General features: G+C 68.1%; 24 protein-coding genes and 1 tRNA gene. 13 read left to right on the top strand and 12 right to left on the bottom strand.

The genetic code is table 11. The annotated features are described in order from the left end of the window. Window positions 1–18: 18 nt before the first annotated feature. The gene (gene thyX, locus ACEYYA_RS10070) at window positions 19–933 is read right to left on the bottom strand and encodes an FAD-dependent thymidylate synthase (protein WP_374800204.1); all 915 of its coding nucleotides are present in this window, start codon (window positions 931–933) and stop codon (window positions 19–21) included. Between the two features lie 98 nt (window positions 934–1,031). Here thyX and ACEYYA_RS10065 point away from each other — a divergent pair, with 98 nt between their 5' ends. Together ACEYYA_RS10065 and ACEYYA_RS10060 are read left to right on the top strand one after the other, a co-directional pair. Then, window positions 1,032–1,454, top strand: a complete 423-nt coding sequence (locus tag ACEYYA_RS10065) for a VOC family protein (RefSeq protein WP_374800202.1) — start codon at window positions 1,032–1,034, stop codon at window positions 1,452–1,454. After that, window positions 1,454–2,185, top strand: coding sequence for a DUF1287 domain-containing protein (locus ACEYYA_RS10060; RefSeq protein ID WP_374800200.1), 732 nt, complete (start codon window positions 1,454–1,456; stop codon window positions 2,183–2,185). The genes ACEYYA_RS10065 and ACEYYA_RS10060 overlap by 1 nt, the downstream gene beginning before the upstream one ends. Window positions 2,186–2,238: 53 nt before the next feature. Here ACEYYA_RS10060 and ACEYYA_RS10055 read toward each other — a convergent pair whose 3' ends face one another. The 4 genes from ACEYYA_RS10055 to alr all read right to left on the bottom strand — a co-directional run bounded on the left by ACEYYA_RS10055 (window position 2,239) and on the right by alr (window position 6,779). Then, the gene (locus ACEYYA_RS10055; protein ID WP_374800198.1) at window positions 2,239–3,801 is read right to left on the bottom strand and encodes a 2-isopropylmalate synthase; all 1,563 of its coding nucleotides are present in this window, start codon (window positions 3,799–3,801) and stop codon (window positions 2,239–2,241) included. 421 nt (window positions 3,802–4,222) lie between these two features. Then, entirely contained in the window at window positions 4,223–4,969 is a 747-nt protein-coding gene (locus tag ACEYYA_RS10050) for an ABC transporter ATP-binding protein (RefSeq protein WP_374800196.1), read from the bottom strand. Then, the gene (locus tag ACEYYA_RS10045) at window positions 4,966–5,757 is read right to left on the bottom strand and encodes an MlaE family ABC transporter permease (RefSeq protein ID WP_374800194.1); all 792 of its coding nucleotides are present in this window, start codon (window positions 5,755–5,757) and stop codon (window positions 4,966–4,968) included. The genes ACEYYA_RS10050 and ACEYYA_RS10045 overlap by 4 nt, the downstream gene beginning before the upstream one ends. Beyond that, window positions 5,754–6,779 carry an alanine racemase gene (alr, locus tag ACEYYA_RS10040; RefSeq protein ID WP_374800192.1) on the bottom strand — a complete coding sequence of 342 codons (1,026 nt, stop codon included), beginning with the start codon at window positions 6,777–6,779 and terminating at the stop codon, window positions 5,754–5,756. Before alr ends, ACEYYA_RS10045 begins: the two co-directional genes overlap by 4 nt. Before the next feature lie 283 nt (window positions 6,780–7,062). Between alr and ACEYYA_RS10035 the strand changes: the two genes are divergently transcribed. From ACEYYA_RS10035 to ACEYYA_RS10010, 6 genes are read left to right on the top strand one after another with little or no spacing between them, the layout of a single operon-like run. Next, window positions 7,063–8,103 (top strand): rod shape-determining protein, encoded by a 1,041-nt coding sequence (locus ACEYYA_RS10035; protein WP_374800190.1) that lies wholly within the window; start codon window positions 7,063–7,065, stop codon window positions 8,101–8,103. A gap of 25 nt (window positions 8,104–8,128) precedes the next feature. Next, on the top strand, window positions 8,129–9,043 hold the full coding sequence (gene mreC / locus ACEYYA_RS10030) for a rod shape-determining protein MreC (protein ID WP_374800188.1): 915 nt from the start codon (window positions 8,129–8,131) through the stop codon (window positions 9,041–9,043). Then, window positions 9,040–9,579 carry a rod shape-determining protein MreD gene (locus tag ACEYYA_RS10025; protein ID WP_374800186.1) on the top strand — a complete coding sequence of 180 codons (540 nt, stop codon included), beginning with the start codon at window positions 9,040–9,042 and terminating at the stop codon, window positions 9,577–9,579. The genes mreC and ACEYYA_RS10025 overlap by 4 nt, the downstream gene beginning before the upstream one ends. A gap of 5 nt (window positions 9,580–9,584) precedes the next feature. Continuing rightward, window positions 9,585–11,537, top strand: coding sequence for a penicillin-binding protein 2 (gene mrdA / locus ACEYYA_RS10020; protein WP_374800184.1), 1,953 nt, complete (start codon window positions 9,585–9,587; stop codon window positions 11,535–11,537). A gap of 12 nt (window positions 11,538–11,549) precedes the next feature. After that, window positions 11,550–12,689 (top strand): rod shape-determining protein RodA, encoded by a 1,140-nt coding sequence (rodA, locus tag ACEYYA_RS10015; RefSeq protein WP_374800182.1) that lies wholly within the window; start codon window positions 11,550–11,552, stop codon window positions 12,687–12,689. 5 nt (window positions 12,690–12,694) lie between these two features. Further along, entirely contained in the window at window positions 12,695–13,609 is a 915-nt protein-coding gene (locus ACEYYA_RS10010; RefSeq protein WP_374800180.1) for a 2-hydroxyacid dehydrogenase, read from the top strand. 5 nt (window positions 13,610–13,614) lie between these two features. Here the strand turns inward: ACEYYA_RS10010 and ACEYYA_RS10005 are convergent, their stop codons facing one another. From ACEYYA_RS10005 to ACEYYA_RS09990, 4 genes are read right to left on the bottom strand one after another with little or no spacing between them, the layout of a single operon-like run. After that, on the bottom strand, window positions 13,615–14,952 hold the full coding sequence (locus tag ACEYYA_RS10005) for a mechanosensitive ion channel domain-containing protein (RefSeq protein WP_374800178.1): 1,338 nt from the start codon (window positions 14,950–14,952) through the stop codon (window positions 13,615–13,617). A gap of 28 nt (window positions 14,953–14,980) precedes the next feature. After that, on the bottom strand, window positions 14,981–15,814 hold the full coding sequence (gene kdsA / locus ACEYYA_RS10000; RefSeq protein WP_374800411.1) for a 3-deoxy-8-phosphooctulonate synthase: 834 nt from the start codon (window positions 15,812–15,814) through the stop codon (window positions 14,981–14,983). Then, window positions 15,814–17,682: a capsule biosynthesis protein gene (locus ACEYYA_RS09995; RefSeq protein WP_374800176.1), complete on the bottom strand. Its 1,869-nt coding sequence runs from the start codon at window positions 17,680–17,682 to the stop codon at window positions 15,814–15,816. Before ACEYYA_RS09995 ends, kdsA begins: the two co-directional genes overlap by 1 nt. Window position 17,683: 1 nt before the next feature. Next, a complete protein-coding gene (locus tag ACEYYA_RS09990; RefSeq protein WP_374800174.1) occupies window positions 17,684–18,337 on the bottom strand; it encodes an ABC transporter ATP-binding protein in 654 nt (217 codons plus the stop codon). Between the two features lie 322 nt (window positions 18,338–18,659). Between ACEYYA_RS09990 and ACEYYA_RS09985 the strand changes: the two genes are divergently transcribed. Beyond that, complete coding sequence (locus tag ACEYYA_RS09985) at window positions 18,660–19,466, top strand: SseB family protein (protein WP_374800172.1); 807 nt, start codon at window positions 18,660–18,662, stop codon at window positions 19,464–19,466. 4 nt (window positions 19,467–19,470) lie between these two features. Here ACEYYA_RS09985 and ACEYYA_RS09980 read toward each other — a convergent pair whose 3' ends face one another. Then, complete coding sequence (locus ACEYYA_RS09980) at window positions 19,471–20,652, bottom strand: BaiN/RdsA family NAD(P)/FAD-dependent oxidoreductase (protein WP_374800170.1); 1,182 nt, start codon at window positions 20,650–20,652, stop codon at window positions 19,471–19,473. Window positions 20,653–20,750: 98 nt separating this feature from the next. Here ACEYYA_RS09980 and ACEYYA_RS09975 point away from each other — a divergent pair. The 4 genes from ACEYYA_RS09975 to modC all read left to right on the top strand — a co-directional run bounded on the left by ACEYYA_RS09975 (window position 20,751) and on the right by modC (window position 23,563). Further along, a tRNA-Gln gene (locus tag ACEYYA_RS09975) sits at window positions 20,751–20,825 on the top strand. A 172-nt stretch (window positions 20,826–20,997) separates the two neighbouring features. After that, window positions 20,998–21,786 carry a molybdate ABC transporter substrate-binding protein gene (gene modA / locus ACEYYA_RS09970; protein ID WP_374800168.1) on the top strand — a complete coding sequence of 263 codons (789 nt, stop codon included), beginning with the start codon at window positions 20,998–21,000 and terminating at the stop codon, window positions 21,784–21,786. Further along, on the top strand, window positions 21,783–22,484 hold the full coding sequence (modB, locus tag ACEYYA_RS09965; RefSeq protein WP_374800166.1) for a molybdate ABC transporter permease subunit: 702 nt from the start codon (window positions 21,783–21,785) through the stop codon (window positions 22,482–22,484). The genes modA and modB overlap by 4 nt, the downstream gene beginning before the upstream one ends. Further along, entirely contained in the window at window positions 22,481–23,563 is a 1,083-nt protein-coding gene (gene modC, locus ACEYYA_RS09960; RefSeq protein ID WP_374800164.1) for a molybdenum ABC transporter ATP-binding protein, read from the top strand. The genes modB and modC overlap by 4 nt, the downstream gene beginning before the upstream one ends. Here the strand turns inward: modC and ACEYYA_RS09955 are convergent. Together ACEYYA_RS09955 and ACEYYA_RS09950 are read right to left on the bottom strand one after the other, a co-directional pair. Beyond that, window positions 23,560–24,543, bottom strand: a complete 984-nt coding sequence (locus ACEYYA_RS09955) for an imelysin family protein (RefSeq protein WP_374800162.1) — start codon at window positions 24,541–24,543, stop codon at window positions 23,560–23,562. The genes modC and ACEYYA_RS09955 overlap by 4 nt on opposite strands. Further along, complete coding sequence (locus tag ACEYYA_RS09950; protein ID WP_374800409.1) at window positions 24,525–26,018, bottom strand: di-heme oxidoreductase family protein; 1,494 nt, start codon at window positions 26,016–26,018, stop codon at window positions 24,525–24,527. Before ACEYYA_RS09950 ends, ACEYYA_RS09955 begins: the two co-directional genes overlap by 19 nt. Window positions 26,019–26,063 lie beyond the last annotated feature (45 nt).

Genomic DNA, 26,063 nt, shown 5'->3' with positions numbered 1-26,063 from the left:
CGGCCCCGGCAGCCCGGCCTAGCCCCAGACCGCCACGAACTCGCGCCACTCGCCCTTGCTCATGCCGCTGGCCTCTTGCGTGACCGCCTCACCGCCCAGGCGACGCTTCAGCACCTCGACCGCGCGGCCCGACAGGTTGACCCCGCCCAGCCGGTAATCCTGAAACGCCGCATAGGCCATCGGCACCCAGTCGCGGGTGATGTCGCACATCTTTTCGGCATAGACGCGGATTTCATACTGGGCATGGCTGTCCGCGCGCAGGCGCAGGAAATGGAACAGGTTGTGCAGGTCCGTCTTCCAATACCATTGCGTATAGACGTTCGCGGGCAGGTTCATCCGCGCCAGTTCGCGCGCAAGGCCCTGCTTGCCGGTGGTCTCATCGGGGGTCAGCATGTCCTCGTAATGGTCATAGGCGCGCATCGCGTCATCGCGCAGGATGTCCAACACGCGCTGCGCCTCGGCGCCTTGCAGGACGGCCCCACGGCCCTGGTTGTTGACCGTCGATTGCGCGGCCAAAGCGTCGGGTTCGGGAATGTAGAACTCACGCTCAAGGATCGAGTAGCGGGCGGAATATTCGTTCACATTGGCGGTCCGGTGGCGGATCCACTGGCGGGCGACAAAGACCGGCAGCTTGACGTGGAACTTGACCTCGCACATCTCGAACGGGGTCGAATGCCAGTGCCGCATCAGATAGCGGATCAGGCCCTCGTCATTGCTGACCGACTTGGTGCCGCGCCCGTAACTGACGCGGGCGGCCTGGCAGATCGCGGCATCGTCCCCCATATAGTCGATGACGCGCAACAGACCGTGGTCCAGCACCTGATGCGGCACGAACAGATGCGCCTCCATCGCGTCGACGGTGGGGCGCAGGGTCGGCCTTGTGGTGGCGCGGGCCTCGGTGATCTCGGCCAGTTGTTCGGGGGTCAGCGTCATGGGAACCTCGGGTCGTATCTCGAATCGGGGACCACTGTATCTTGGGGGCCGGGGAATGTCGCCCACAACGGAAAGGCCCCCCAACGGAAAGGAATGTCATGCGTTATTTGCACACCATGCTGCGGGTCAAGGATCTGGACCGCGCTATCGCCTTCTGGCGCCTGCTGGGGCTTGAGGAAATCAAGCGCAAGGACAGCGACGAGGGCCGCTTCACGCTGGTCTTCCTGGCCCCGCCCGGCCAGCCGGAATGCCCGGTCGAGCTGACCCACAACTGGGATGGCGATGACGGCCTGCCCGCCGACAGCCGCCATTTCGGCCATCTCGCCTATGAGGTCGACGACATCTATGCCACCTGCGCGCATTTGCAGGCCAATGGCGTGACCATCAACCGCCCGCCGCGCGACGGTCACATGGCCTTTGTGCGCAGCCCCGACAACCAGTCGGTCGAGCTTTTGCAAAAGGGCGCGGCGCTTGATCCAGCCGAGCCTTGGGCCAGCATGGACAACACCGGCCACTGGTGATGCGCGGGCTGCGGGGGCTGCCCGCGGGGCTGATTGCGGGGCTGATCGGGGGGCTGGCGGTCGCGCTTCTGGTGCTGGCCGTCGCCCGCCCCGATCAGGTGCGGCGCGTCTGGCATGAGGTCGTGATCCGCCTGCCCCGCGCGCCACTGCCCCTGCCCGCGCTGCGCGAGGCAACGCCCGCCGCGGCGTCCCTGATCGCCGCGGCCGAGGGCCAGGTGGGCGTGACCACCAGCTATGATCCGGCCTATGTCAGGATCGCCTTTCCCGGCGGCGACGTGCCGCGCGACACTGGGGTTTGCACCGATGTGGTGGTGCGTGCGCTGCGCGACGGGCTGGGCGTCGATCTTCAGGCGGCGATGAACCGCGACATGCGGGGGGCCTTCGGGGCCTATCCGCGGCTGTGGGGGCTGGCGCGGCCGGATCCGAACATCGACCACCGAAGGGTGCCCAACCTTGAGGCGTTCCTGCGCCGCATGGGCGCGGCCATCTCCATCCCCGCCAATCTGCGCGACTTGCAGCCGGGCGATATCGTGACCTCGGGCGGCGGGGGCCGCGCGCCGCATGTGATGATCGTCACGCGCCGCACAAGCTGGGACGGGATGCCGCTGGTCGTTCACAACTCGGGCGCGGGGACGCGGGTGAACAATGCGCTGCCGGTCTTTACCCCACGCGCCGTCTTCCGGCTGGAGGGGGCGGCGCTGGCGCGGTTGCGCAGGCTGGCGGGGGCATAAAGGGGCGGCGTAAAAGGGGGCGGCGTAAAAAAGGGGGCTTGCGCCCCCTTTCCTTACACGGTCCGCATCGTCACAGATTTCACATCGGCATCGGGCGCGGTCTTTTGCCGCCGCACGATCAGGCGGTTCAGCGCGCCGATATAGGCCTTGACGCTGGCCACGACCGTATCGGTATCGGCGGCCTGACCGGTGACCATGCGGCCATCCTCGGTCATGCGCACGCTGACGGTGGCCTGCGCGTCGGTGCCCTCGGTCACGGCGTGAACCTGATAAAGCTGCAGCCGCGCGGCGGGATGCGGGAAGATCGCCTTGACCGCGTTGAAGGCCGCATCGACCGGCCCGTCGCCGGTGGTTTCCGCCGATTGCTCGGCCCCGTCGACGATCATCGTGATCTCGGCGGTGTTCGGGCCTTCAGTGCCCGCGACCACGCGCAGCCGCTTCAGTTGCAGATGATCGGTGTCGGTATTGGCCGTGCTGTCCTGCATCAGCGCGACCAGATCCTCATCGTAGATTTCCTTCTTGCGGTCGGCCAGGGCCTTGAAGCGCACGAACACGTCGTTCAGCTGGTTGTCGGCCAGATCAAAGCCCAGATCGGCCAGCTTGGCGCGCAGCGCGGCGCGGCCCGAATGCTTGCCCATGGCGATATTCGCCTCGGTGATGCCGATATCGGCGGGGCGCATGATTTCAAAGGTTTCGACGTTTTTCAGCACGCCATCCTGATGGATGCCGCTTTCGTGCAGAAAGGCGTTCTTGCCGACGATCGCCTTGTTGAACTGCACCGGGAAGCCCGAGACCTGGCTGACGCGGCGCGACAGGTTCATGATCTTGGTGGTGTCGATGCCGGTGGTGAAGGGCATCAGGTCGCGGCGCACGCGCAGCGCCATCACCACCTCCTCCAGCGCGGTGTTGCCGGCGCGTTCGCCCAACCCGTTGATCGTGCATTCGATCTGGCGCGCACCGGCGGCGACGGCGGCCAGGCTGTTGGCCGTCGCCATCCCCAGGTCATTGTGGCAATGGGTGGCAAAGATCACGCTGTCGGCGCCGGGCACGCGTTCCAGCAGCATGGCGATGATCTCGGCGGACTCGGTCGGCAGGGTGTAGCCGACGGTATCGGGGATGTTGATCGTGCTGGCCCCCGCCTTGATCGCGGTCTCGACGACGCGGCACAGGTAATCGCGTTCGGTGCGGATCGCGTCCATGGCCGACCATTGCACGTTGTCACACAGGTTGCGGGCGTGGGTCACGGTTTCATGGATGCGGTCGACCATGCCGTCCTGATCCAGCTTGGTGATCTCGCGGTGGCTGGGCGAGGTGCCGATGAAGGTGTGGATGCGCGGGCGGGCGGCGTGGCGCACGGCCTCCCAGCAGCGGTCGATGTCCTTGAAATTGGCGCGCGACAGGCCGCAGATGACGCTGTTCTTCGCGTTCTTGGCGATGTCGCTGACCGCCTCGAAATCGCCGTCCGAGGCGATGGGGAAGCCCGCCTCGATGATGTCCACGCCCATTTCGTCCAGCAGGGTGGCGATTTCCAGCTTTTCGGCATGGGTCATGGTCGCGCCGGGGCTTTGTTCGCCGTCGCGCAGGGTGGTGTCGAAAATCAGAACCTGATTGGTCATCGGATATGTCCTTCCTAGCGTTGCGTGGTGTGGACGCTGTTCACCTCTGAGCGGTCGCGCCCAAGGGCACGCTCAGAGGCAGCTAAGAAGCAGCAGACCGCGAAGCGACACGGCGCGCATGGCACCGTCTGCGTGGATGATATGCAGGCTTCGAGTCATGCAGCGGACGTTAGGGGGCGATTGCCGCCGGGGCAAGGGGGGATGGCGGGGATTTTTCGGGGGGGCGTCGCTAAGGGCGCGGCGGCGACAGCTTTCCGCCCGATTTGTCCCGCGACAAATCGGGCCGCGCCCACCTTGGGCGGTCCCGTCCCGATTTCCAAAGCGCGCGCCAGCCCTGCGCACCTTGCCCTTCGGCTTTCGCCTGCGGGCAAACGGGATGCGCGACCTGCCACTGGCAGGTCGCTGCTGCATCCCTCTGACGCTACCGCAGCGTCTCGATCGGCCCCTCGGCGCGGCCGTGGATGAATTGTTGCAGATAGGGGTCGTCGGCGGCGTCCATGTCGCGGATAGGACCGGTCCAGCGAACCTTGCCCCGGTGCAGCATGGCGACGTGATCGGCGATGGCGCGGACCGAGGACATGTCATGGGTGATGGTCACCGCCGTCACCCCCATCTCGGCCACGATTTCGCGGATCAGATCGTTGATAACCCCCGCCATGATCGGGTCAAGGCCGGTCGTGGGCTCGTCGAAAAAGATGATCTCGGGGCTAGCGGCGATGGCGCGGGCAAGGCCCACGCGCTTCATCATGCCGCCCGACAGCTCGGCGGGGTAAAGGTCCGCCACTTCTGGTCCCAGCCCGACGCGGGCCAGTTTCTCGATGGCGATGGCGCGGGCGCGGGCTTTCGGCATCCGGTCGCGGCCGCGCAGCAGGCGAAAGGCGACGTTTTCCCAGACCCGCAGGCTGTCAAACAGCGCCGCCCCCTGAAACAGCATCCCGAAGCGCGCCAGCAGCGCATCGCGCGGGCCACGGGTCACGTCCCGGCCATCGACGGTGATCACCCCGGCGTCGGGTTCGACCAGCCCCAGGATGCACTTCAGCAGCACCGACTTGCCGGTGCCGGACCCGCCGATGATGACCATGCTTTCGCCGCGCCCGACGTTCAGGTCGACACCGCGCAGCACCTGATTGGACCCGAAGGCCTTATGCACGCCCGCCAGCTTGATCATGATCCGAAAAACACATCCGTCAGCAGATAGTTGACCGCCAGAATCCCGACCGAGGCCGCGACAACGGCGGATTTCGTCGCCCGACCCACGCCCTGCGCGCCGCGCCCCGAGGTCAGCCCGAACCAGCAGCCCATCAGCGCCACGACCAGCCCGAAGGCCGCGCCTTTCCACAGCCCCGAGGTGACGTCCCAGGCCTCAAGAAAATCCCATGAGTTCTTGATATAGCTGGCGGAATTGAAATCCAGCCGGTTCACCCCGATCAGCCAGCCGCCCATGATTCCGATGGCATCGCCGATGGCGACCAGCACCGGCAGGCACAGGGTCGCGGCGATGACGCGCGGCACCGCCAGATAGCGGATCGGATCGGTCGACAGGGTGACAAGCGCGTCAACCTGTTCGGTCACACGCATCGTGCCGATCTCGGCAGCGATGGAGGAGCCGACGCGGGCCGCGACCATCAGCCCGACCAGCACCGGGCCAAGCTCGCGCGCCATGCCGATGGCAACGATGGACGGCACCACCGATTCCGCCGAAAACCGCTGGCCACCGGCATAGATCTGCAAGGCCAGAGCGGCCCCGGTGAACAGCGCGGTCAGCCCGACGACGGGCAGCGACAGCCAGCCGATCGCCAGGAATTGCTGGGCGATCTCGCGCGGGTAAAAAGGCGGCGTGACTAGGCGCGCCAGCACCCGCAGCGCAAAGATCGCAAAGCCCCCGATCCGCGCCAGGCCCGCCAGCACCGGGCGGCCAAGCGCCGCCAGCGGCGCGGCAAGAATGGCGGGGATCATGCGTAGACGCGCCGATAGCGCGCGCCAAGGCTGGTCAGGATCTCATATCCGATGGTGCCGGCGACGGCGGCGAGGGCATCGACACCCTGCGCGGGGCCAAGCAGGTCCAGCGTCTCGGGGGCCTCGGCCAAGTGGGTCACATCGACGGTCAAGAGGTCCATCGACACGCGACCGGCCAGTGGGCATGGCACATCGCCCGCATGAAGCGCGGCCTTGCCCGACAGCGACCGCAGGATGCCATCGGCATAGCCACCCGAGACGGTGGCGATCCGCATGTCACCGGCGGCGATGCGGGTGAAGCCATAGCCCACCCCCTCACCGGCCGCGACCCGCCGCGTCTGCACCACCGGCAGGGTCAGCCGCACCACGGGCTGCGCATCGGCAAAGGGCAGCCCGCCGTAAAGGCCGATGCCGGGGCGCGTCACCTCGAAATGATAATCGGCGCCCAGCAGGATGCCGCCGGTGGCCGACAGGCTGCGCGGCGCGGCCATGCCTTCGGTCATCGCCACAAACACATCACGCTGCGCGGCATTGCCGGGATGGCCGGGTTCGTCCGCCACCGCCAGATGCGACATGACCAGCACCGGATCGGGCAGCCGGGCGCGCAGCGCGGGCCAATCCTCGGGCTCGATGCCCAGCCGGTTCATCCCGGTGTCAAGCTGCACACCGTAAGCCGCGCCCGGCAGCGCCGAAAGATGCCGCACCGCCTGTTCGGCGCTGTTCAGCATCGGGATCAGTCCGGCCTCGCGGATCGCCACCGTATCGCCCGCCATATGGCCGGAAAACACATGGATCAGGGGGCCGTCGCCAAGCGCCGCGCGCAGGCTCACCCCCTCCTCGGCGGTCGCCACGAAGAACCGCCGCGCCCCCGCCTCGGCCAGGGCGCGCGCCACGGGGGCGACGCCCAGACCATAGGCATCGGCCTTGACCACCGCCCCGGTCTCGGCCTGCGACAGCGCCGCAAGCGCGCGCCAATTGGCGGTGATCGCGGCAAGGTCAATGGTCAGGGTGGCGCTGGTCATGGCGGCCTCATCACGCTGGGGATGGCTTTCCTTGGCGCGGGGCGGCCTTGGGGTCAAGGGCGGATGTCGGCATCGCCAGTTGCCACGTCGCGGGGGGCCGTCTGCCCCCCTGCCCCTATTGGGCATCCCCCCAAGGATATTTTCACCAAGAAGAAAGGCGGAATCACGCCGGGTTTCGGGGAAACGCGCGCCTCGGGGGCTTTCGCGGGCGGGGGCGGGACACTATACGGGGGGCCACATCCGCCGGGGCGACTCGGGCGGCAAAGGGAATATGGGACGCAAGATGGCACTTTTCGGCGGCGGGCTGTTCACTTCGGACATGGCGATCGACCTGGGCACAGCGAATACGCTGGTCTATGTCAAGGGCAAGGGCATCATCCTGAATGAGCCTTCGGTCGTGGCCTATCACGTCAAGGACGGCAAGAAGCAGGTGCTGGCCGTGGGCGAAGATGCCAAGCTGATGCTGGGCCGCACCCCCGGCAGCATCGAGGCGATCCGCCCGATGCGCGACGGCGTCATCGCCGATTTCGACAGCGCCGAGGAAATGATCAAGCATTTCATCCGCAAGGTCACCAAGCGCACCACCTTTTCCAAGCCGAAGATCATCGTCTGCGTGCCGCATGGCGCGACCCCGGTGGAAAAACGCGCGATCCGTCAGTCGGTGCTGTCGGCGGGGGCGCGTCGCGCCGGGCTGATCGCCGAACCGATCGCCGCCGCCATCGGTGCCGGGATGCCGATCACCGACCCCACCGGCAGCATGGTCGTCGATATCGGTGGCGGCACCACCGAGGTCGCGGTCCTGTCGCTGGGCGACATCGTTTATGCGCGCAGCGTCCGGGTTGGCGGCGACCGCATGGATGAGGCGATCATCAGCTATCTGCGCCGCAACCAGAACCTGCTGATCGGCGAAACCACGGCCGAGCGGATCAAGAACTCGATCGGCACGGCGCGAATGCCCGATGACGGGCGCGGCGCCACGCTGGTGGTGCGTGGCCGCGATCTGATCAACGGCATCCCGAAAGAGGCCGAGATCACCCAGGCCCAGATCGCCGAGGCGCTGAGCGAGCCGGTGCAGGCCATCACCGAAGCGGTGATGATCGCGCTGGAGGCCACCCCCCCCGATCTGGCCGCCGATATCGTGGATCGCGGCGTCATGCTGACCGGTGGCGGCGCGCTGCTGGGCGATCTGGATCTGGCCCTGCGCGAACAGACCGGCCTGCCGATCAGCATTGCCGATCAGCCGCTGAACTGTGTGGCGCTTGGCACCGGCAAGGCGCTGGAGTTTGAAAAGCAGTTGCGCCACGTCATCGATTACGACAGCTAAGCCCGGCATCTGACAGGAGCCGCCCGTGGCCCCACGCCAGCGACACATCGACTATGCCCGCCCGGTGCGGCGGCTGATGCTGGCCGTGATCCTGCTGGTGCTGGCGGCGATCTTCCTGTTCTGGCAGATCGACAATCCGCGCGCCGAACGGCTGCGCGCGGCGATTGTCGACAAGGTGGTGCCGCCGGTCCATTGGATCAGCGCGCCCGCCACCCGGCTGACGCAGATGGTCGGCAGCTTTCAAAGCTATGCGCGGCTTTACGAACAGAACCAGGAACTGCGCCGCGAATTGCAGAAGATGAAGGCCTGGAAAGAGGCCGCGGTGCAGCTTGAGCAGGAAAACGCCAAGCTGCTGGCGCAGAACCAGGTGCGGCTGGACCCGATGCTGACCTCGGTTTCGGGGGTGGTTCTGGCCGACAGCGGATCGCCCTTTCGCCAGTCGGTGCTGCTGAATGTGGGGCGGCGCGACGGCGTGGTGGATGGCTGGGCGGTGATGGACGGCCTTGGGCTGGTCGGCCGCATTGCGGGCGTGGGCGAGGGCACGGCGCGGGTGATCCTGCTGACCGACATCACCTCGAAAGTGCCGGTGACGATCCAGCCCTCGGGGCAGCGGGCACTGCTGACGGGGGACAATTCGCGCCTGCCGCCGCTGGATTTTCTGGAAAATGCCGATGATGTGCGCCCCGGCGACCGGGTGATTTCATCGGGCGATGGCGGGGTGTTCCCCTCGGGGCTGCTGGTCGGCCAGGTGGTGCAGGGCACCGACCGGCGGCTGCGGCTGCGGCTGGCGGCCGATTACGAACGGCTGGAGTTCCTGCGCGTGCTGCGCAGCCACCCCGCCGAGCGGCTGGAGGATACCGGCGCGCTGATCCCACCGCCGCCGGTCTTTGGCCCGCCGATGCCGCCGGGCCTGCTGCCGACACCCGGACCCCGGCCATGATCGACCCGGCGACGCTGTGGCGGCTGGGGGGCTGGCTGCTGTATCTGGGCATCGCTTTGGCGCTGATCGGGGTGCGGCTGATGCCGATGTCGGGCGGCACTTTGGGCTTTCCCGGTCCTGATGTGCTGACCGCGCTGACGCTGGCCTGGGTGCTGCGCCGCCCCGATCAGGTGCCGATGGCGCTGATCGCGATTGCGTTTCTGGCCGAGGATGTGCTGCTGATGCGCCCGCCGGGGCTGTGGGCCGCCATCGTGGTCACCGCCAGTGCCTTTCTGCGCCACCGCGAACAGGCCTGGCGCGACATGCCCTTTGCCGCCGAATGGGCCTTGGTCGGGCTGGTCCTGGCCGCGATGATGCTGGCTGAACGCACGGTCATGGCCATCACCTTCAACGCCCAGCCCGCCTTGGGGCAGCATCTTCTTCAACTTCTGGCGACGCTGCTCGTCTATCCGTTGATTGTTCTGGCCGCGCGCGCGATCCTTGGGATGCGCCGCGCCGCGCCGGGCGAGGTCGACCGCCTGGGCCACCGCAGATAGGACGAATGATGAGGCTTCGCCGCCCACCAAAGGAGACCCAGGAAAGCGTCCGGCGCATCTCGCGCCGGGCGATGCTGCTGGGCGGGGTGCAGCTGGCGGGGATCGGCGCGCTGGCGCTGCGGATGCGGCAGTTGCAGATCGACCAGACCGAACAGTTCCGGCTGCTGTCGGATGGCAACTCGATCAAGATCCGGCTGATCCCGCCGGCGCGCGGGCTGATCTTTGATCGCAACGGCGTGCTGCTGGCAGGCAACGAACAGAATTACCGCGTCACCCTGACGCGCGAGGATACCGACGATCTGGATCTGGTGCTGGACCGGCTGCGCCGCATCATCCCGCTGGCCGAACGCGACATTGCCGATCTGCGCGTCGATTTCGACCGCCGCAGCCCCACCACGCCGGTGACGATCGCCGACCGGCTGTCCTGGGATCAGCTCTCGTCGGTCGCCGTCAACGCCCCCGCCCTGCCCGGCGTGACGCCCGAGGTCGGCCTGTCGCGCGCATATCCGCGCGGCCCGGACATGGCCAATGTGCTGGGCTATGTCGGGCCGGTGTCGGATTACGACCTCTCCAAGCTGGAAAATCCCGATCCCTTGCTGCGCATCCCCAAGTTCCAGCTTGGCAAGGTCGGCATCGAGGCCCGGTTGGAGGAAAACCTGCGCGGCAAGGCCGGGCAACGCCGGGTCGAGGTCAACAGCGGTGGCCGCGAGATGCGCGAACTGGGCCGCGAGGAGGGCATCGCCGGTGTCAACCTGCAACTGACCATCGATGCGCGGCTGCAAAACTACGCCATGCAGCGGCTGGGCGAGGAAAGCGCGGCCGCCGTCGTCATGGATGTGCAGACCGGCGATCTGGTCGCCATGGCCTCATCCCCCGGCTTTGATCCAAACATGTTCGTGCGCGGCATTTCGGGGCCGGAATATCGCGCGCTGATGGAACATGACCACCGTCCGCTGGCCGACAAGACCGTGCAGGGCGTCTATCCGCCGGGATCGACCTTCAAGATGGTGACGCTGCTGGCCGCGCTTGAGGCGGGCGTCATCAATGGCGGCTCGACGGTCTATTGCCCCGGCTATACCACCGTGGGCGACCGGCGCTTTCACTGCTGGAAACGCGCGGGCCATGGCAGCGTCGATTGCCGCGAAAGCCTGCAACAATCCTGCGACGTCTTTTATTACGACGTGGCGCAGCGGGCCGGGATCGACCGCGTGGCCGAGATGGCGCGGCGTCTGGGCATCGGCATCCGCCCCGACCTGCCGATGTCGGCGGTGGCCGAGGGCATCGCGCCGGACCGCGCCTGGAAACTTGCGCGCCACAAGAAGCCCTGGGTGATCGGCGATACGCTGAACGCCTCGATCGGGCAGGGTTTCGTGCTGGCATCGCCCGTGCAACTGGCGGTGATGACGGCGCGGCTGGCCAGTGGCCGCGCGGTCGAACCCCGGCTGGTGCGCGCCATCGACGGCGTGGAACAGCCGGTCCCCGAGGCGCCCGATCTGGGCATCAACCCCGCCTTCCTGACCATCGCCCGGCAGGGCATGGACATGGTGATGAACAGCCGCCAGGGCACCGCCTATCGGTCGCGCATCGCCGCCGCCGAATGGCGCATGGCGGGCAAGACCGGCACCAGCCAGGTGCGCAACATCACCGCCGCCGAACGCGCCCGCGGCGTGATCCGCAACGAGGATCTGCCCTGGATCCGGCGCGACCATGCGCTGTTTGTCTGCTACGCCCCCTATGACGCGCCGCGCTATGCCTGCTCGCTGATCGTCGAACATGGCGGCGGCGGGTCGGCGGCGGCCGCCCCCCTGGCGCGCGACATCATGATGTTTGCCCTGGCCGGCGGCGTGCCGCCGCTGGCCGCCTATCCCAGCGATGTGCGTGGCACGGTCGAGACCATGCACAACCGGATGCAACTGTTCCAACCCGATGCGGCCCGCCCCGGCCGCAGCCGTGCATAAGGCCCCGCCGCGATGAGCTATCTGGATTACAGGGTCGCAACCGCCCCCACCGGACTGCGCAAGGTGCTGTATATCAACTGGCCGCTGGTAGTGCTGCTGACGGCGGTGGCCTGCGCCGGTTTCCTGATGCTGTATTCCGTCGGGCGCGGCGATCTGGACCGCTGGGCCAGCCCGCAGATGGTGCGCTTCGGCATCGGCATCACGCTGATGTTCGTCGTCGCCTTCATCCCGATCTGGTTCTGGCGGTCGATGTCGGTGATCGCCTATGTGATCGCGCTGATCCTGCTGATCGCGGTTGAGTTCTTCGGCGAGATCGGCATGGGCGCGCAACGCTGGATCGAGCTGGGGCCGCTGCGCCTGCAACCCTCCGAGTTGATGAAAATCGCCCTGGTGATGGTGCTGGCGGCCTATTACGACTGGCTGGACCTGGATCGCACCTCGCGCCTGGTCTGGGTGCTGGTCCCGGTGGCGCTGATCCTGCTGCCGACCGGGCTGGTGCTGAAACAGCCCGATCTGGGCACCGCGGTCATGCTGGTGGCGGGCGGCGGGATGCTGATGTTCGCGGCCGGCGTCAGCCTGTGGTATTTCGGCGGGGTGCTGGCTTTGGTCGGCGGGCTGGTGACGACGGTGCTGGAAAGCCGCGGCACCAGCTGGCAACTGCTGCATGATTATCAGTTCCGCCGCATCGACACCTTTCTGAACCCCGGTTCCGACCCCTTGGGCGCGGGCTACAACATCATGCAGGCGCAGATCGCCCTTGGCTCGGGCGGCGTGACCGGCAAGGGCTATATGCAGGGCACCCAGTCGCGGCTGAACTTTCTGCCCGAAAAGCACACCGACTTCATCTTCACCACCCTGGCCGAGGAGTTCGGCTTCATCGGCTCGATCTCGCTGCTGACGCTTTACGCGCTGATCATCGGTTTTTGCCTTTATGCGGCCCTGGTCAACCGTGACCGCTTTTCCAGCCTGCTGACGCTGGGGGTGGCCAGCACCTTCTTTCTTTATTTCTTCGTCAACATGGCGATGGTGATGGGGCTGATGCCGGTGGTCGGCGTGCCGTTGCCGCTGGTCAGCTATGGCGGCACGCAGATGATGATCCTGCTGCTGGCCTTTGGGCTGGTGCAGTCGGCCCATATCCACCGGGCAAGGTAGCGGCGATGGCGACCATCCTGTTTGCCGCCCCTGACCGGCTGTGGCCCGATTGGGCGCCGCATCTGCGCGCCGCCCTGCCCGGTCATGATCTGCTGACCGACGCCGACCCGGCATCCATCGATGTGATCCTTTATGCGCCGAACGGTGGGCTGGTCGATTTCAGCCCCTTCACCCGCTGCCGTCTGGTGCAAAGCCTGTGGGCGGGGGTCGAGCGGATCACCGGGAATGCCAGCCTGACCCAGCCGCTTGCGCGGATGGTCGATCCGGGGCTGGCGCAGGGCATGGTCGAGTATGTGACGGGCCATGTGCTGCGCGTGCATCTGGGGATCGATGCCTATGCGCAGGATGGCGTCTGGCGCAACGATCTGGTGCCGCCGCTGGCGTCCGAGCGGCGGGTGACAGTCCTGGGTCTGGGCGAATTGGGCGGGGCCTGCGCCCGCGCCCTGTCGGGGCTTGGCTTTGCCGTCACCGGCTGGTCGCGCCGCCCCGCCGCGCTGCCCGGCATCCGCTGCCGGTCGGGGACCGAGGGGCTGGAGGCTGCGCTGACCGGTGCGCAGATCGTCATCACCCTGCTGCCGCTGACGCCCACGACCGAAAACCTGATGGATGCCGCGCGGCTGGCGCGGCTGGCCCCCGGCGCGCATCTGATCAACCCCGGTCGCGGCGCGCTGATTGATGATAAGGCACTGGTCGCGGCGCTGGATCGCGGCGATCTGGGCGGGGCCACGCTGGACGTGCTCCGCGTTGAACCCCTGCCCGCCGATCACCCGTTCTGGGGCCATCCCAAGGTGCTCGTCACGCCCCATATCGCCGCCGAGACCCGACCCGCCACCGCCGCGCAGGTGGTGGCCGAGAACGTCGCGCGGGTCATGGACGGCAAGCCGCCGCGCTTTCTGGTGGATCGCGGCGCGGGCTATTGAGGGCGCTATTCCTGTTCGGCCCGCGCGCTCAGCAGGTCGGTTTCCTGCGTGGCGGCGCGTTCGGCATCGACCATGCGATGCAGCGCGTCCTCCTCGGGCGCGTCGACCGCCGCGGGGCGGTCATCGACGTCATCGACCGGCAGATCATCCCCCGCCCCGGCGGCAGCAGCCCCCGTCAGCACCGCCCCCGACAAGGCCACCGACAGGCCGCCATCCGCCAGCTTGAAGCCTGCTTTCAGCAGCGCATGGCGCACCAGCCGGATCGCCTCACCCCGCGCCATCTGGAAATTGGCGCTGTGCTGATCGACCCAGCCGGTAAAGCGTAGCACCGCCGCGCCGTCGGCAATGTCATGCAGCACGGCCCCCGGCGCCGGTTGTTCCAGCACGAAATCCAGCCGCTTCAGCTTGTCCAGCCCCACCTCGCGCGCGGCGGCCAGGTCGCAACCGGCGTCGATGGTCAGATCGAACTGGAACCGGCGTTCGGCGTTGCGGGTGTAGTTCACGATCCGCGCCTTGAACACAGTCGCATTGGGGATGCGGATGTGGTTACCATCGGGCGACAGCAGCGATGTCGCGCGTGAGGTCAGGCGGATCACCCGGCCCGTATCGCCCGCGATTTCCACCAGATCATTGGGCCGGAACGGCTGGCGCAGCGACAGCATGATCGAGGCGATGAAGTTTTCCACGCTGTCGCGCACCGCAAAACCAAGCGCGATCCCGACGATCCCGGCGGCGCCCAGGAACGTGCCCAGCAGCGCCGTCGCCCCCAGAATGTCCAGCGCCACGACCACCCCAGCAATCACCGCGACCAGCCGCAGCACGGCGCGCAGGATTTCCGCGATGAAGGGGTTGGGGGCCAGCCGTGCCCAAGGCTGATGGCGGCGCGCGACCCAGTTCAGGCCGAACCACACCAGCCCCCCGACCAGGGCCGCCACCGCCAGCAGCGGCAGCCGCGCCAGAAGCGACCACATCCGGTCCTGGAAGCGCTCCCAGACCGGGTTCAGCCGTTCCGACAGATCGGTGGTCTCGCGCACCTTGTTCTGCACCTCGACCACGCCCTCAACGCGCGTGGTCAGCCGGTCCAGCCGCTCGACCGCCGCGCCGTCCAGAGCCTCGCCGGTCAGGGTCACGATGCCGGATTCAACGGCGACGCCCACCTGATCATAGCCGCCGATCTGATCCAGAATCTCGTCGATGCGGGCGCGGATGCGGGCGTCGATGGCGGCGGGATCTTCGGAAATCGAGATCGTGCCCTCGGGCGGGGCAGCCGTGTCCTGCGCCATGAGCGGCGCGGCAAAGCCAATCGACAGCGCCAGAATGGCACCCCACAGACGCTGCATCATCACCATCAACCCCCGCCGCCCGGCACCCTTACACGCGGATCGGATCGGCCTTGGCCAGCCGGTCGAAATCCATCAGCGAACGCAGCAGGGCGGGCATCTGTTCCAGCGGGATCATGTTCGGCCCGTCCGAGGGCGCGGTGTCCGGCGCCTCATGCGTTTCGATGAACACGCCCGCGATCCCCAGGCTGACAGCGGCGCGCGCCATCACCGGCGCGAACTCGCGCTGACCGCCGGATGATCCGCCCTGCCCGCCCGGCTGCTGCACCGAATGGGTGGCGTCCATGATGATCGGCCAGCCGGTGCGCGCCATGATCGGCAGCGACCGCATGTCGGCCACCAGCGTGTTATAGCCGAACGAGGCACCGCGTTCCGTCAGCAGGATGCGATCGTTGCCGGTGGATTCGACCTTGGCCACGACATTGGCCATATCCCAGGGGGCCAGGAACTGCCCCTTCTTGATATTGACCACCGCGCCGGTCGCGCCCGCTGCCAGCAACAGATCGGTCTGGCGGCACAGAAAGGCGGGGATCTGGATCACGTCGACGACCTGGGCCGCCGCGCGCGCCTGATCGGCATCGTGAATGTCGGTCAGCACCGGCAGGCCAAGGCGGGATTTCACCTCGGCCAGCACCTTCAGCCCGCCGTCGATCCCCAGGCCGCGACGGCCCGACAGGCTGGTGCGGTTGGCCTTGTCGTAGCTGGCCTTGAACACATATTGCGCGCCGACCGCGGCACAGGCCGCCGCCATCGTCTCGGCGATCATCAGCGCGTGGTCCAGGCTTTCCAGTTGGCACGGGCCGGCGATCACCGTCAGCGGGCGGTCGTTGCCGACGGTCAGCCCGCCGATCGAGACATCTTTCATCATGCGGACAATTGCTCCCTCAGGATGGACGCGGTCAGCGAGATCATCAGATAGATGCCGCTGAAGATCAGGAATGCGACCAGCGTGTTTTCAAAGGCGCGCGGCCAGGTGGGTTCGTCGGGGGCCACCGGGTTCACGCCCAGCGACAGATAGCGGGTCTGCTTGTTGGCCTCGGTCCGGGCGGCCTCGACCTGGGCCGCGGCGGCGGCCAGCATTTCCTGACGCGCCAGCAGCGCACCCTCGGCCAGCCGCAATTCGCCCGACATCGCGGCCAGCGAATCCTTGCCCTGTGTCGCCTCGGTCAGCAGGCTGCGTTCGCTGGTCAGTTCCTGTTCCAGCCGCGAGATGTCGCCACGCACCCCCGCCACCCGCGCCGCATTCGGCTGCGGGTTCGACAGAAGCTGGGTCAGCTCCAGCCGCTTTTTCTGCAACTGGGTTTCCAGACCGCCGATGCGCGACATGACGATGCTGCTTTCGGCGGTCGCATCCAGCACGCCCATGCGGCTTTGCAGATCCAGCACGTTCAGACGCGCCTTTTCCACCTCGGCTTCGGCGTCCTTGTAGCTTTGCTGCGCGCCCGCCATCTGATCCTCGCGCAGGCGGGTGGTCAGGTGGTCCACCTGCTCCTCGGCATAGCGGATCAGCGCCAGCGACTGATCGCGCGACAGGTTGGGATCGGGGGCGCGCACCGCCATGCGGATCAGCCCCTCGGACGGGTCAAAGCCGATCTTGACCATGCGCGTATAGGCGCGGAAGGTCGCCTCATTCGTGGCATCGGCCGGGATACGGGTCAGCGGGTCGATGGTGTCGCCCGACAGATATTTGCGGAAACCCACATCCTGTTCCAGCCGGATCAGCGCATCGCGTGAGGTCAGGTAGCTTTGCACGGTGATCGAATCGGTGCTGCCTGCGATCCCCGCACTGGCCATCAGTCCGCCCAGCTTTGAACCGACACCGCTGGTGCCATCGGCTTTCTGGATGATGAATTCGGACTTGGTTTCATAAAGCGGCGTGGCCATGACGTAGTAATAATAGCCCGCCAGAAAGGTCGGCAGCAGCACAAAGGCCGCCAGGCGCAGGAACATGAAGAATGCGCGGCGGCGGCGGCGGCGGGCTATATCGCGTTGAATCCGCAGGATTTCGCGGGCGCGCTGCGCGTCGTTCAGCGGCTCGGGCGCGGGTGGCGGCATGGCGCGGCCCGCCGGGCCGAGCGCGGTGTTCGGCCCGCGGGTGGGCATCTTTTGCGGCTGGATCCGGGCCAGGGCCACGCCCGGCGGGCCACCCGCGCCACCTGCGCCACCACCAGCGGCGGCGGCGGCCAGCGGGCCTTCGGTGGCGGCGCGCGACCGGCGCGCCTCCTCGCTGATCAGGTCGTTCAGCGATCCGCGATGGAACGGGTCGATGCCACGACGGCGCAGCAGCACCACGGCTTCCTCGCTGGTGGGCGCGGTAATGTTGTGCTGAACCGCCAGCCGCGCGGCGGTGCGCAACTGCCGCGAGGTCAACCCCTCGGCCCGGACGGCGATCAGCGCAGCCTGCAATTCTTCGGGGCTGATGCGGTCGCGCGCAGCCTCGGCCTCGGCCTTGGCGGCGGCCTCGGCGGCCTTGGCATCGACGGCATCCTGCGCCGCCGATCCGGGCAGGCGGACGCTGGCGAAACCGTCGTCATCGGGGGCCGGCGAAAAGGGCTGCTCGCCGCCCGATGTCGCTGCTGGTCCAGCGGCAGGCGGGGATGCGGCGGGACCAGGCGCAGGCGAGGCCGGGGCCGCGACCTCGGGCGGGACCACCGGCCGGTCGTCGTCAGCGGCATTTTCCGCGCGCTGTGCCGACAGAACCGAATCCGACCGTTTCAGTCGAAACAGCCGCACCTTAGGAGGTGTAGTCATAATACCGCTTGGCCTCTTGCAGAGTGTCAAAGATGTTCAACTGCCCGTCGCGCAGCACCGCGCCCTGACGGCAGAAGCGTTCCAATGTCGATGCCTGATGCGACACGATCACCACCGTCGCATTGGCCAGCCGGTCGGTCAGCACCGAGCCCGCCTTGCGGTTGAACTCGGGGTCGGTGGCCGATGGCATCCCCTCATCGATCAGATAGATGTCGTATTCGATCGCCATCAGCAGCGCAAAGTTCAGACGCGATCGCATCCCCGCGCTGTAAGTCCCCACAGGACCGTCGAAATATTCCTTGAGATCGCACAGCCAGCGGCAGAACGCCTCGACATAATCGGGGTCGAGGCCATACAGCCGCGCGATCGAGCGGACGTTTTCCGCGCCGCTGTGCTTGCCGCTGATGCCGCCCATGAAGCCCAGCGGAAAGGACACCCGGCAGGTGGACCGGATATGACCCTCATCCGGCTTTTCGATGCCGCACATCATGTTGATCAGCGTCGTCTTGCCGGTGCCGTTCGGCGCAAGGATGCCCAGCGACCGCCCCAGCTCGACCCGGAACGAGGCGCGATCAAGGATCACCTTGCGCTGCGTGCCCGTCCAGAAGGATTTGCTGACATTGTCGAACTCAAGCATGGGGCGCGACAGGCTCCGGGCGGTGACCGCGAGGGGTGAACACGAAAGGCGAACGCGGGGGCGGGCCGCGCATGAACGCGGCCTGCCGATCAGGGTAACATAGGGCCACGACGCGCCACTGTCCATTCCGGGCCGCAGCGAAGGGGGAAGAAAGCCCTGAAAATGCCCGCAATCTGGCGCTTGCGCCTGGGGCGCGGCGGGGCTTGCGCCGTAGGGCGCGGCGGGGCTTGCGCCGTAGGGCGCGGCGGGGCTTGCCGCCCCGTTCTGCTTGCCCCGGGGCGCGCCGCGCGCTAGGCGCAGATCAGATCAAAGGGGGCCGACCATGACCGACGACATGCTGACCGCCATCGACCGCGCGCATCTGGCCGCCGAAGCCGCCCCCGAGGATGAGGCGCTGCGCTGGCGCGTCTATGAGGCGCTGGCGGGCGCGGAATTGTTCGTGCTGCTGGCGGGCGAGCCGGGCGGCGACGCCATCACCCCACAGGTGTTCGATCTGGATGAGGGCCGGTTCGTGCTGGCCTTTGACAGCGAGGATCGGCTGGCGGCGTTCAGCGGCGGGCCTGCGGGCTATGCCAGCCTGCCCGGCCGGGCGCTGGCGGCGATGCTGGCGCGCGACGGCCTGGGGCTGGGGCTGAACCTGGGCGAGGTGTCCAGCCGCCTGCTGCCCCCCGATGCGCTGGACTGGCTGGTGCAGGCCTTGGCCGATGACCCGCAGCCCGCCCCGGCAGTCGCGGTCGCGCATCATCCGCTGCCGGGCGCGCCGGCGGTGGCCGATGGGCTGGCCCCGCATCTGCCGCGTCTGACCGGGATGGCCCGCGCGCTCTATCTGACTCTGGCCGAAGCGGCCGACGGCACGCGCCGCCCGCGCCTGAGCGTCGAGACCGAAACCCCCAAGGCCGCCGATCCGCTGGCGCGGATGCTGGCAGAGGCTTTGCGTTTCGCCGGGATCGGCGAGATCGAGGGTCTGGGCGAGATCGAGATCGCCATTCACCCGGCGGATGATCCGGCGCTTGCCGGGCTGGCCGATGTCGCGCATCGGCTGACCCCGCCCGCGCCCGTCGCCGCCGCAGCCACGGCACCGAAAGCGCCGGGCCGCGACCCCGACAAGCCGCCGATCCTGAAGTTCTAGCCGATCAGGCCGCCATCCCCGCCGCCTGCGCCGAGGCCCAGGCCCATTGGAAGTTATAGCCGCCCAGCCAGCCGGTGACGTCCACCACCTCACCGATGAAATAAAGGCCGGGCACGTTGCGGGCCTGCATCGTGCGGCTGTCCAGATCGCGGGTGTCGACGCCGCCGACGGTGACCTCGGCAGTGCGGTAGCCCTCGGATCCGACCGGGGTCAGCGCCCAGCGGTTGACCCGCAGGCCGACCTCGGCCAGCACCTTGTTCGACTGATCGGCCAGCCGCGCGGCGCCCAGGCCGATATCCTCGGCGATGCTATGGGCCAGACGTTCGGGCAGATGCTGGGCCAAGGCCGTGGCAACCGCGCGCCGCCCGCCCTCGGCCTTGGCGGCGACCAAAGCGGCGGCGATATCGGTGCCGGGGCGCAGGTCCACCTCGATCGACTGGCCCGGCCGCCAGAAACTAGAGATTTGCAGGATCGCCGGGCCGGACAGCCCGCGATGGGTAAACAGCAGCGCATCGTCAAAGCCGGTGCGCCCCTGGCTGACGCGGGCGGGCAGCGACAGGCCCGACAGCGGCTTGGCCAGGTGCAGATCCTGTTCGGCAAAGGTCAGCGGCACAAGGCCGGGATGGGCCTCGACCAGGCGCAGGCCGAACTGTTCGGCCAGCCGATAGCCCAGCGAGGTCGCGCCGATCTTGGGGATCGACTTGCCGCCCGTGGCCACGATCAGCGCCTGCCCCTGAATCGGGCCGCGCTCGGTCTCGACCACATAGCCGCCGCCTTCGGCCCGCACCTCAAGAATGGAATTGTCCAGCCACATCAGCCCGCCCGCATCGTCCAGCCGGTCGGTCAGCAGATCGACGATCTGCTGCGCGCGCCCGTCGCAGAACAGTTGCCCCTGCCCCTTGTCATGCCAGGCGATCCCGGCCCGATCGACAAGCGCCACAAAGTCGCGCGGTGTGAACCGGCTCAGCGCCGATGCCGCAAAGCGCGGATTTTGCGACAGGAATCGCTCTCGCGTGGTGTTGAGGTTGGTAAAGTTGCACCGCCCCCCGCCCGAGATGCGAATCTTTTCGCCAGGCGTTTCGGCATGATCGATGACCACGACACGCCGCCCGCGCGCCGCCGCCGTTCCCGCAGCGAACAGCCCCGCCGCCCCCGCGCCCAGAATGATGATGTCTGTCTGTTCCATGCCGCCCGGTTATCCTGCCCGGCGACAAAGGTCATCCGGATTTTTGCATTTTCGCCCTTGCAACCCCCCGCCGCCTTGGCTAAATCCCGCCGCACGGTTGGGGTGTCGCCAAGTGGTAAGGCAGCGGTTTTTGGTACCGCCATACCTAGGTTCGAATCCTAGCACCCCAGCCAGTTTTCCCATCAGCCTTCGACACCGCGTTTCACGGCGGCCGCCCTGCGTCGGGCGCCGCGTGGGATCCGTCGTGCTGCGACACTCTGCCACCCGTTATTGCTGCGGAAAGATAACGCTTGCGGCGCGGTGGCGCTTGGTTATGTTTCGATGGACATAACCGAAAGGCCAGTCATGCGCCCCCATCAGATGCCGACCCGAAGCCTGCGCCATGCGCTGATCCTTGCCCTGCCGCTGGCCCTGACCGCCCTGCCCGCGCTGGCGGACGAGGTCGTGGTCTTCGCCGCAGCCTCGCTGAAGACCGCGCTGGATCCGATTGCCGCCGAGGTTGAAAAGGCCAGCGGTCATCAGATTCGCATCAGCTATGCCGGATCGAACGCGCTGGCGCGGCAGATCCTTCAGGGCGCGCCGGCTGGGGTGTTCATCTCGGCCTCGAGCGAATGGATGGATGCGGTCGATCAGGCGGGCGCGGTGGTCCCCGGCTCGCGGCGCGATCTGCTGGGCAACCGGCTGGTGCTGATCGCCCATGATCCGGGCGCGGCGATCGATCTGGGGCCAAAGACGGATCTGCGGGGGCTTCTGGCGGGCGACAAGCTGGCCATGGCATTGGTCGACAGCGTGCCGGCCGGACAGTATGGCAAGCAGGCCTTGCAGCATCTGGGGCTGTGGGACGCGGTGGCGCCGGATGTCGCACAGGCCGACAATGTGCGCGCCGCCCTGACGCTGGTATCCACCGGCGAGGCGCCGCTGGGTATCGTCTATGCTACCGACGCGGCTGCCGATCCGGCGGTGCATCTGCGCGCCACATTCCCGGCCGACAGCCACGATCCGATCACCTATCCCGCTGCCCTGCTGACCGGCGCAGGCCCGGCCGAGCGCGCCTTTTTTGACGCGCTGACCGGCCCCGCCGCCGCCGCGGTCTTTGCCGCGCAGGGCTTCACGGTGCTGGACCCCACCCCGTGACAGGCTGGCTTGGCCCCGCCGAATGGGATGCGCTGGCGCTGTCGCTGCGGGTCGCGGGGGTGGCGACGGCGATCAGCCTGCCGCTGGCGATCTGGGTCGCCCATGCGCTTGCGCGCGGGCGGTTCTGGGGGCACGGGCTGCTGAACGGCCTCGTTCATCTGCCGCTGGTGCTGCCGCCGGTTGTCACCGGCTATCTGCTGCTGATGATCTTTGGCCGTCGCGGCGCGGTGGGAGCCTGGCTCGAACAGACCTTCGGCCTTGTGCTGGCCTTCCGCTGGACCGGCGCGGTGCTGGCGGCGGCGGTGATGGCGTTCCCGCTGATGGTGCGCGCCATCCGGCTGTCGATCGAGGCGGTCGATCCCCGGCTGGAACAGGCAGCCGGCAGCCTGGGCGCAAGCCGCCCGATGGTCTGGGCCACCGTCACCCTGCCGCTGATCCTGCCCGGCGTGATCGCGGGCGCGGTGCTGGCCTTTGCCAAGGCCATGGGCGAGTTCGGGGCGACCATCACCTTTGTGTCGAACATCCCCGGCCAGACACAGACCCTGCCCTCGGCCATCTACAGCTTTCTGCAAGTGCCGAGGGGTGAGGCACAGGCGCTGCGGCTGGCCATCATCTCGGTCGTCATCGCCATGGTGGCGCTGATCGCCTCCGAGGCTCTGGCCCGCCGCGCCAGCCGCCGGATCGGGGCGCGGGCATGACGGTTTCGGTGCGGCTGCGCCATGATTTCGGCGGCTTTTCGATCGACCTGGCCTTTGACGCGCCGCCCGGCGTGACGGTGCTGTTCGGGCCGTCGGGATCGGGGAAGTCGACGGTGCTGAACGCCGTCGCGGGTCTTTTGCGCCCGCAATCGGCGCGTATCAGCGTGGCGGGCCGGGTGTTGACCGACACCGCGCGCGGCATCTTCGTGCCGCCGCATCGCCGCCGTCTGGGGCTGATCTTTCAGGACGGGCGGCTGTTTCCGCACCTCAGCGTGCGCCAGAACCTGCGCTATGGCCGCTGGTTCGCGCCCCGCGGGGCGCGCATCCCGCCCGAGGGCCAAGTGATCGACATGCTGGGCATCGGCGCGCTGCTGGACCGCGCCCCCGCCACCCTGTCGGGGGGTGAGCGGCAGCGCGTGGCGATCGGGCGCGCGCTGCTGTCCGGCCCCAATCTGCTGATCGCGGACGAGCCGCTGTCGGCGCTGGATGATCCCCGCAAGGCCGAGATCCTGCCGTTTCTGGAACGGCTGCGCGATGAGGGGGGCGTGCCGATGCTGTATGTCACCCACGCGCCCACCGAGGTCGCGCGCATCGCCACCACGCTGGTCGTGCTGGATCAGGGCCGCCTGCGCCGCGCCGGTCCCGCGCCCGACGTGCTGGCCGATCCCGATACCGCCGGGCCGGGGCGTGCCGCCGGGGCGGTGATCGCGGCGCAGGTGATCGCCCATCACGACGACGGCGTGACCGAGCTGGCGGCGGGCGATGCCACGCTTTACCTGCCGCGACTGGCGGCGGCGGTCGGCACCCGGCTGCGGCTGCGGATCGCGGCGGCGGATGTCATGCTGGCGCGCGGCACCCCGCAGGGCTTGTCGGCGCTGAACCTGCTGCCGGGCGTGGTGCAGGGGCTGGCGCGGCGCGACGGGGCGGTGCTGGTGCAACTGCTGACGCCTGCCGGGCCGATCCTGGCGCGGATCACCGAACGGTCGGCGCGCAGGCTTGAGGTCGCCCCCGGCGCCGAACTGACCGCCATCGTCAAATCGCTGTCGCAAGAGGCCGAACTGGGCGGTGCTTTAGGCTAATCCCCGTCGCGGGCGTTGAAGCCGACCGACAGGTTCAACGCGCCCCCGACCTCGGCCTGAACCGTGTCGCGCAGGGCCTGAATGCGCTGTTGCAGGATCTCGACCTTCAGCCAGATCTGCGGGTCATCGACGCGCGCCAGGGCATCGTCGGGCAGCGCCCGCGCCAGAGCAAGCGCCTGATCGAACCCCGCCTGACTGCGCGGCGCCGGATCGTGCAGCGCCCGCGTCAGCGCCTGCATCCCGGTCAGGCTGGCGATCACATTGGCCATGCTGCGCCCCGCCGCGGCGGCCTCGGCGCGGTCGGGATGGGGCTTGTCGAACGTCCCCAGCGGGCGGCCAAGGCGGGTGTCGGCCAAGGCCCCCAGCCCGGTGACAATCTGGGTGAAGATGGCGCCCTCGGCCTCGGCCCTGGTCAGATAGGCCGGCGTCGCGCCCTGCCCCGGCTGGGTCAGTTCCGGCGCGAAGGTCTGCCAGTCGTCGCGCAGCCCCGCCGTCATGCGCGCCAGATCATCGGCGGTGGCGCGGATCATCCGGCAGCGGACCCCCTCATCTGCGCGCAGGCGCGAGGGGTAGATCAGCCGCTCAAGCCCCGCCAAGCCGCGCAGTGCGACCGACAGATCGGCAAAGGCAACCGGGTCGTCGATGGCCGGGGCATCGGCGTCGATCAGCGCCTGCTGCGCCCGCAGGCCCGAGGATTTCACATCCGGCCAAAAGCTGATCGCCTGCGCCCGTCCGCCCTGTTCGACCGGGCCAAGGCGCAGAAAGTCGATCGCCGCCCAATCGTCCCAGACCGCCTGAAACGGCGCGGCAAGGCCGGGGCCGTCGCAATCGGCGCGGGCGGCATCGGCCAGGGTGGCCGCGCTGCCCGCGAGCTGCGCATAGGCAGGCCGGATCACCTGATCCACTGCCTGCGCCACATCGGCGCGCGCGGGCGCGGCCAGCGTCAGCGCGGCCAGCAGGCCTACAAGGATTCGAGCCATGCGATCAGTGCCTTTCGATCGGTTTCGGGCAAGGCCACGACGGCATCACGCGCCGCCTGCGCCTCGCCGCCATGCCAGAGGATCGCCTCGAGCAGGCTGCGGGCGCGGCCATCATGCAGATAGCTTTCGACGCCGGTGACCTGTCGGTTCAGCGCGATCCCCCACAAGGGCGCGGTGCGCCATTCGCGCCCCGTGGCGCGGGATTCCGGGCGGTCGTCGGCCAGCCCCTCGCCCATGTCATGCAGCAGGAAATCGCTGTAGGGCCAGATCAGCTGGAAACTCTGCTCGGGCTGGTCGGGCAGCCGATGGGTCACGAACTTCGGATTGTGGCAACTGGTGCAGCCGATCGCGTAAGCGATCTGCTTGCCGCGCAGCACATCGGGGCGGCCCGGCCCGCGGCGTTCGGGAACCCCCAGATTGCGCGAATAGAAGGTCACCAGATCAAGGCTTTGGCCGTCAACCTCCAGCCCATCGCGGACCTGATCCTCTTGCCCGACCGGGGCCTTGCGGCAGTCGGTCTGGGCGGGGGTGCAATCGCCCCAGGGATCGGGGAACAGCGGATTCGACAGGCCCATATCGCCCGCAAATGCCGCCGCCGATTGATGCCGGATCGTGGGCGCCCCGGCCTTCAGGCCAAAGCGGCCCAGCATCGGGCGGTCATGTTCCACCGACCAGACGATATTGGCGCGGCCCGAAATGCCGTCGCCATCGGCATCGTCCGGGTCTTGCAGCGCCAGAATGTCGGCGGCGGGGATCGCCTCGATCAGGCCCAGCCCGATCATCTGCGGGGCCACGCGCGGCGAGATCATCAGATCGGCCGAAGGCGCACCATAGCCGGGGCGTTCCAGCGCATAGTCGGGCTGGCGCAGGGTAATCACCGCGCCGTCAGCCAGCGAGACCGGCACATCGGTCCAGCGGATCGCCATATGGCCTTCGGCCCTGTGCCCCTGGATCGCCAGATCCTGCAACTGCCCGCCATAGACGGGATCGGGGCTGGTCGGGATGTAATCGGGGATCGCGGGCACATCCGCGCCGCCCGGCACCGACAGCCGCAGGAAAGCCGACACCCGGCTGTCGTCATCGCCCTTGGGCAGATGCCCGCGCCCGTCCTTGATATGGCAGTTCTGGCAGGCCCGCGCGTTGTAAAGCGGACCCAAGCCATCGCTGCCCCGCGTCGAGGATGGCGCGGCCACCCACAGCTTGCGGAAGATGCCGTTGCCCAGCTTGAAATCCATCTCATGCGCGAAGGGCATATTGCCCGAGAACTGCGAAAACGCCTCCGCCGTGGGCTTCAGCGCGACGGTGGCGGCACCGGCGGGACGGGATTCGAACGGCTCGGGCTTGGAGAAGTCTTCGGTCGGGCGGGTGACTGCCGTGATGCGGGCGGCCTCATCCGCGGTGCGGGGGGTGATGGTCAGATGCGGATCGTCCGACCAGGGCGCGGCATCCATCGCGGTGGCGCCCACAGGCAGCATCGCCGCCGCGATCACGGTCAGCGCAGGGAAAAGGCGGGGGGCAGG

It is taken from the genome of Paracoccus zhouxuedongae (assembly GCF_041927815.1).
In the GTDB taxonomy this organism is placed as follows: Bacteria; Pseudomonadota; Alphaproteobacteria; order Rhodobacterales; family Rhodobacteraceae; genus Paracoccus.
Note: the sequence above shows the minus strand (reverse complement) of the source record. Positions and strands in the feature narration are given on the sequence as shown.